This window comes from Pseudomonas sp. PNPG3, assembly GCF_023093815.1.
GTDB lineage: Bacteria > Pseudomonadota > Gammaproteobacteria > Pseudomonadales > Pseudomonadaceae > Aquipseudomonas > Aquipseudomonas asiatica.
On the sequence record NZ_JALLKV010000100.1, the window covers coordinates 1 to 7,332 of the forward strand.

Annotated in this window: 4 protein-coding genes; 2 read left to right on the forward strand and 2 right to left on the reverse strand. The window is 66.5% G+C overall.

Translation table 11 applies throughout. The annotated features are described in order from the left end of the window. Positions 1-177: 177 nt before the first annotated feature. The gene (locus MJ643_RS29845; protein ID WP_044047148.1) at positions 178-1,173 is read right to left on the reverse strand and encodes an alpha/beta hydrolase; all 996 of its coding nucleotides are present in this window, start codon (positions 1,171-1,173) and stop codon (positions 178-180) included. Positions 1,174-1,369: 196 nt separating this feature from the next. Here MJ643_RS29845 and metR point away from each other — a divergent pair, with 196 nt between their 5' ends. Further along, positions 1,370-2,287, forward strand: coding sequence for a transcriptional regulator MetR (gene metR, locus MJ643_RS29850; protein ID WP_003258025.1), 918 nt, complete (start codon positions 1,370-1,372; stop codon positions 2,285-2,287). Here the strand turns inward: metR and MJ643_RS29855 are convergent. Beyond that, entirely contained in the window at positions 2,271-2,684 is a 414-nt protein-coding gene (locus MJ643_RS29855) for an NUDIX domain-containing protein (RefSeq protein ID WP_013973975.1), read from the reverse strand. The two genes, metR and MJ643_RS29855, sit on opposite strands and share 17 nt — an antisense overlap. Positions 2,685-2,916: 232 nt before the next feature. Here MJ643_RS29855 and MJ643_RS29860 point away from each other — a divergent pair, with 232 nt between their 5' ends. Beyond that, positions 2,917-7,185, forward strand: coding sequence for a DEAD/DEAH box helicase (locus MJ643_RS29860; RefSeq protein WP_208209425.1), 4,269 nt, complete (start codon positions 2,917-2,919; stop codon positions 7,183-7,185). Positions 7,186-7,332: the final 147 nt, after the last annotated feature.

Below are 7,332 nucleotides of genomic sequence, written 5' to 3' on the forward strand. Positions count from 1 at the left end.
GTGGGTGCGGATGCACTAGCCTGAAGGCGCACGCAACCCTGTGAGAGCGGCCTTGCGTCGCGAAAGGGCCGCAAAGCGGCCCCGGCATTTTTGTAGGGGGGCTTGAATCCTGGGGCCGCTACGCGCCCCTTTCGCGACGCAAGGCCGCTCCCACAATGGACCGCGCCAGACCTCGATTCACAGCCCTGCGATATGCGTGACATCCTGCCGATGTGCCTGCAGGTAGGGCAACACCGCCCCCAGCAACGGCGCCTTGAACGGCTCCTGGAAGCGGTGCGCCAAACCCGGTATCAAGCGCAGCTGGCTGCCCTGGATATGCGCCGCCAGGTGCACGCCATGCATCACCGGTAGCAACGGGTCGGCCGTGCCATGCACTACCAGGGTCGGCACCCGCAACTGGTTAAGCAACTCGACCCTGCTCGGCTCGGCCAGTATCGCCATGATCTGGCGCTTGGCCCCTTCAGGGTTGAACGCCCGGTCGTAGGCCACGGCCGCTTGCTGCAGCAAGGCCGCACGGTCGTCACGCACCTCGGGGCTACCCAGCGCCGCCAGCAGATCAGCCTGCTGCTCGATGGCCACTTCGCGGTTCGGCGCGCTGCGCCGGGCCAGCAACTGCACCAGCGCCGGATTCGGCGCCGGCAACCCCGCCGCCCCTGAACTGGACATGACCAGCGTCAGGCTGCGCACGCGCTCGGGCGCCATGGCAGCCAGGTGCTGGGCAATCATGCCGCCCATGCTCACCCCCAGCACATGAAACTGGCGCACGCCCAACGCATCCATCAAGCGCAGGCCATCGTCCGCCATGTCGGTCAGCGTATAGGGCGCAGCCACCGACAGGCCCAGCTTGTAGCGCAGCAGTTCGACCGTCAGGTTGGCCGTCGGTGGCAACTGGTTCCAGCGTGACAGGCCGACATCGCGGTTGTCATAGCGGATCACCCGAAAGCCCTGGCGGCACAACGCTTCGACCACGTCGTCCGGCCAGTGGATCAGCTGCCCGCCAAGGCCCATCACCAGCAGCAAAGCCGGGTCGCGTGGCGCACCGACGCTCTGGTAGACAAGGCTGACCGCGCCCAGCTCGGCCCGCTGCACCGGCACGTGGGCGTCACAACGCTGTTCAGCGAAACTTGCAGGTACGCCGAATACAAAGAAAAGAAAAAGCCAAAAAGCCCGCATGAAAGAAACACCAGAATGCAGATCCCCAGTAGAGCGCGAGTCTGATGAATTCTGTTCGGGCGCGCTGCCACAGTTCAGTGACAGTTTGATGACTCCCGCCAGGCGGTGCGGCGGCACGCCCAGTCGACAGGCGCGGCAACATGAGGGAAACTCAACTCATTCCCTGTTTCCTCAAGTTCATACACCGGAGTCAGCTGTGCTGGAGATCCGTCACCTGAAAACCCTTCATGCCCTGCGCGAGGCCGACAGCCTGGTGGAGGCCGCCGAGCGCCTGCACCTGACCCAGTCGGCGCTGTCGCACCAGTTCAAGGAGCTGGAAGAGCGCCTGGGCCTGCCGCTGTTCGTGCGCAAGACCAAGCCGATCCGCTTCACCAGCGCCGGGTTGCGCCTGCTGCAACTGGCCGATGCCACCCTGCCGCTGCTGCGCGGCGCCGAACGTGACATCGCGCGCCTGGCCGGCGGCACCGCCGGGCGCCTGCACATGGCCATCGAATGCCACAGCTGCTTCCAGTGGCTGATGCCGACCATCGACCAGTTCCGTGACGCCTGGCCGGAGGTGGAGCTGGACCTGGCCTCCGGCTTTGCCTTCGCCCCACTGCCGGCCCTGGCCCGCGGCGACCTCGACCTGGTGGTGACCTCCGACCCGCTGGACCTGGCGGGCATCACCTACGTGCCGCTGTTCACCTACGAGGCGATGCTGGCGGTGGCCAACCAGCATCCGTTGGCCAGCAAGCCCTACATCGTGCCGCAGGACCTGCTTGACCAGACCCTGATCACCTACCCGGTGGAGCGCGACCGCCTGGACATCTTCACCCGCTTCCTGGAGCCGGCCGACATCGAGCCCGCTGCCGTGCGCACATCGGAGCTGACGGTGATGATGATGCAACTTGTGGCCAGCGGCCGTGGCGTGTGCGGCATGCCGCACTGGGCGCTGCACGAGTACAGCTCGCGCGGATATGTGAAGGGCAAGCGCCTGGGTGAAAAAGGCCTGTTCGCCACGCTTTATGCCGCCGTGCGCACCGACATGCTCGATGCGCCATACATGCGCGACTTCTTGCTCACGGCCAAGGACACCTCGTTCGCCACCCTCGATGGCGTCAGCGCGGTGCGCTGACGGCCTGGCGGTATAGCGGCAGGATCAGGTCGCGGGTCAGGGGTGCCAGCTGCATGGCGGGTACCTGGTCTGCGGCCAGCCACACCACCTCCTCGATCTCCGCGGCCGGCAGCACGGCTGCGGCGCTGTCGACACGGAACAGTTCGGCCTGTACCTCGAAGCCCGGCTCGTTGGCGGCCGGGGCGCTGAACTGGCCCAGGTGCACGGCCTGGGCCGGGTCAATGTGCAGGCCCAGTTCCTCATGCAGCTCTCGCACCAGCGCCTGCACGGGTGTTTCGCCAGCATCGATCTTGCCGCCGGGCTGCATGAAAGCCTGGGTGCCGCGTTTGCGTACCAGCAGGGTTCGGCCTTGGGGATCGATCAGCAGGGCCGCGGCGATGCGGATGGTGTTGGGCATGGGGGGCTCACCTGAAACAATGGCCGGGGAGGATCCCATGGGGTTCCTGGCCTGACAAGGCCAGTGTTTCCTGTGCCGGCCTCTTCGCGGGTAAACCCGCTCCCACAGGTGCACCACAAGGTCAGAGAGCGGCGCAGTACCTGTGGGAGCGGGTTTACCCGCGAAGGTCATAGCCGATCCGGCAGACGAACGGCCCCTTGCCAACCCGCCCTACACCCTCCATAACCAACACATGAACCTGCCCGCCAAACACCACCCGGTGCTCGAGCTGTTCCACCCCGCCGTGCGCACCTGGTTCCGTCGCCACTTCGCCACGGTGACCGATGCCCAGGCCCAGGCCTGGCCGTTGACCCATGCGGGCAAGTCGATGCTGCTAGCCGCACCGACCGGCTCGGGCAAGACCCTCAGTGCGTTCCTGGCCGTGCTCGACGAACTGTTCCGCCAAGGCCTGGAGCACCAAGGCGAGCTACCAGCGCAAACCCAGGTGGTCTACGTTTCGCCACTCAAGGCGCTGTCCAACGATATCCGCCTGAACCTGCAAGCCCCGCTCGAAGGCATCAGCCAGGCCATCGCGGACCAGGGCCTGAACGCCCCGCGCATCACCACGGCCGTGCGCAGCGGCGACACCCCGCAGAAGGAGCGTGCCGCCATGCGCAAGCTGGCGCCGCACATCCTGGTGACCACCCCCGAATCGCTCTACGTGCTGATGGGCTCGGCTTCTGGCCGTAAAGGCCTGGCCAGCGTGCACACCGTGATCATCGACGAAATCCATGCCCTGGCCGGCAACAAGCGCGGCGCCCACCTGGCACTGACCCTGGAGCGCCTGCAGGCCCTGTGCAACCGGCCGTTGCGGCGCATCGGCCTGTCGGCCACGCAACGCCCGGTAGAGCGGGTGGCGCAATTTCTGGTCGGCAACAGCCGCCCCTGCGCAATCGTCGATGTCGGCCACGCTCGGCAGCGCGACCTGGCCATCGAGGTGCCGCCAGTGCCGCTGGGTGCAGTGATGGCCACCGATGTCTGGGGCCTGGTCTATGACCGCCTGGCCACCCTGGCGCGCGAACACCGCACCACCCTGGTGTTCGTCAACACCCGACGGCTGGCCGAACGCATCACCCGCCACCTCAGCGACCGCCTGGGCAAGGAGGCGGTTGCCGCGCACCACGGCAGCCTGGCCAAGGAACTACGCCTGGATGCCGAACAACGCCTTAAGAATGGCCAGTTGCAGGTGCTGGTGGCCACCGCATCGCTGGAGCTGGGCATCGATATCGGCGACATCGATCTGGTCTGCCAGATCGCTTCACCAGGTTCGATAGCGGCCTTTCTGCAGCGGGTCGGCCGCGCCGGCCACCAGGTCGATGGCGTGCCCAAGGGCCGCTTGTTCCCGACCTCGCGTGATGACCTGATCGAATGCGTGGCCCTGCTCGACTGCATACGCCGGGGCGAGCTGGACGAGCTGCACATTCCCCGGGCGCCGCTGGACGTGCTGGCCCAGCAGATCGTCGCCGAAGCCAGCAACCAGCCCTGGCACGAACAAGCCCTGTTCGACTGCCTGCGCCAGGCCACGCCCTATGCCGAACTCGACCAGCAACATTACCAGGCCCTGCTGCGCATGCTCGCCGAGGGCTATAACGGCCGCCAGGGCGTGCGCAGTGCCTACCTGCACCGCGATGCGGTGAGCGGCACCCTGCGTGGCCGCCGCGGCAGCCAGCTGACCGCCCTGACCAGCGGCGGCACCATCCCCGACAACGCCGACTACGCCGTGCTGCTCGAACCGCAGGCGCTGAACATCGGCAGCGTCAACGAAGACTTTGCGGTGGAAAGCATCGCCGGCGATATCTTCCAGCTGGGCAATGCTTCCTATCGCATCCTGCGCGTCGAACCGGGCCGGGTGCGGGTGGAGGATGCCCATGGCCTGCCACCGACCATTCCATTCTGGCTGGGCGAGGCGCCGGGGCGCAGCGATGAGCTGTCTGCCGCGGTGGCCCGGCTGCAGGCACAGATCGACCAACAGCTGGCTGACAACAACCAAGCCGAGGTGCTGGCATGGTTGCAGGCCACCTTCGAACTGGGCGAAGCCGCCGCTGGCCAGTTGCTCGACTACCTGGCCCGCACCCGCGAAGTGCTTGGTGCCCTGCCCTCGCAGGACACGCTGGTGATGGAGCGCTTCTTCGATGAGTCCGGCGGTACCCAGTTGATCATCCATTCGCCCTACGGCAGCCGCATCAACCGCGCCTGGGGCCTGGCCCTGCGCAAGCGCTTCTGCCGCACCTTCAACTTCGAGTTGCAGGCGGCGGCCAGCGAGGACGCCATCGTGCTGTCGCTGTCCTCCAGCCACAGCTTCGAACTGGACGACGTGTGGCGTTACCTGAATAGCCGCAACGCCGAGTCGATCCTTGTCCAGGCACTGCTCGAAGCGCCGCTGTTCGGCGTGCGCTGGCGCTGGAACGCCAGCGTGACCATGGCCTTGCCGCGCTTTGTCGGCGGTCGCAAGGTGGCGCCACAGATCCAGCGGATGAAGAGTGAAGACCTGATTGCTGCCGTGTTCCCCGACCAGATCGCCTGCCTGGAGAACATCGTCGGCGAGCGGCAGATTCCCGATCATCCGCTGGTCGAGCAAACCCTCGACGACTGCCTGCACGAGGCGATGGACAGCGAAGGCTGGCTAGCACTTTTGCGGCGCATGGAAAGCGGCACGGTACGCCTGCTGTGCCGCGATCTACCCGCCCCTTCGCCGTTGGCGGCGGCCATCCTCAATGCTCGGCCATATGCCTTCCTGGATGACGCGCCACTGGAAGAGCGTCGCACGCAGGCAGTGCTCAACCGGCGCTGGAACGAGGTGCAGAACGGCGACGACCTGGGCGCGCTGGACGCCGATGCGATTGCCGCCGTGGCGGCCGAGGCCTGGCCGCAGCCGGGCAACGCCGACGAAATGCATGAAGCGTTGATGGGCCTGGGTGTCATCAGCCAGGACGAAGTGCAGGGCAATGCCGGCTGGGAGCTGCTGCTCAGACAATTGGCCAGGGCTGGCCGGGCCTTGCGCCTGGTGGATGAAAAACTGTGGCTGGCACGCGAACGGTTGAGTCTGCTGCAGGTGCTGTATCCCGGCTCCCGGCTGGAACCTGCGTTGCAGGTACTGCCAGGCTTCGATCAGGCCATCGAGCCGGACATTGCGCTGGTCGAACTGTTGCGAGCCCGCCTGAGCGGCCATGGCCCGCTGACCCGCGCGCAGATTGCGGTAGCACTTGGCAAACCGCCGCAAGCCATCGAACAGGCCCTGGCCCACCTGGAGACCGAAGGCTATGTGCTGCGTGGGCATTTCAGCCCCGGCGCAAGCGAACTGCAATGGTGCGAACGCCATCTGCTTGCGCGCATCCACCGCTACACGGTCAAACGCCTGCGCCGGGAGATCGAGCCGGTCAGCCTGCAGGACTTCATGCGCTTTCTGTTCGACTGGCAGCACCTGGCCAACGACACGTGCCTGCGCGGCCCGCAAGCCGTGGCCGAGGTACTAGGCCAGTTACAAGGATTCCCGAGTGCCGCCGGAGCATGGGAGGCCGAACTGCTGCCAGCACGTATCAAGGACTACAGCCCGAACTGGCTCGACGATGCCTGCCGTAGCGGGCAGTTCGCCTGGAGCCGGCTGGCGGCGACCGTGTCGAGCAACACCTTGTCGAGCACACCGCTGGTGCTGCTGCCACGCGAGCATCTTGGGTTGTGGCGCAGCCTTGCCCCCGTACCCGCCCTGGATAGCCTCGGCGCACGAGCGCAACGCGTCCACGAGGTGCTGAACGCGCATGGCGCGCTGTTCTTCGACGAGCTGGCACACGACGCCCACCTACTACCCAGCGAACTGGAGACGGCCTTGCAAGAGCTGGTAGGCGCAGGCCTGGTGGGGGCCGACAGCTTCACCGGCCTGCGCAGCCTGATCACCCCGGCGGCGAAACGCACATCGCGCAACAGCCGACGCGGCCATCCGCCGCTGTCCAGCAGCATGTCCCATGCCGGGCGCTGGGCCTTGCTGCGCAGGGGCACTGTAGACGACAGCCAGCGCCTGGAGCACATCGCCCGGGCCCTGCTTCGGCGCTATGGCGTGGTGTGCTGGCGCCTGCTGGAGCGCGAAAGCGATGTGCTGCCGCCCTGGCGCGAACTGCTGCGCTGCTATCACCGGCTGGAAGCGCGTGGCGAGATTCGTGGCGGGCGCTTCATTGCCGGGCTGGCCGGCGAACAGTTCGCCTTGCCGGAGGCGGTGGGGCTGCTGCGGCAGGTGCGGCGGCGTGAATTGGACGGGGCATTGGTGGTGGTGAGTGCCAGTGACCCACTGAACCTGGTCGGGTCGTTGCTGCCGGGGGCGAAAGTGCCGGCGGTGAGCGGCAACCGCCTGTTGTACCGCGACGGGGTGCCGGTGGCGGTGCGGGTGGCCGGGCACTATTCATACCTGGTTGAAGCGCCGGCACAAGAGCAGGAAAGCTGGCGGCAGAAGCTGCTGCGCGACACCATCTGAATGCTTTTTTGCTGTACTGGCTCTATCGCCGGCAAGCCAGCTCCCACCTAAACCGCATCGCCCTTGAGCGATGCGCTATCCCTGTGGGAGCCGGCTTGAACTGGCCTAATGATCCCGGACACCTCTTAAGGGCGATATGATTCGCCC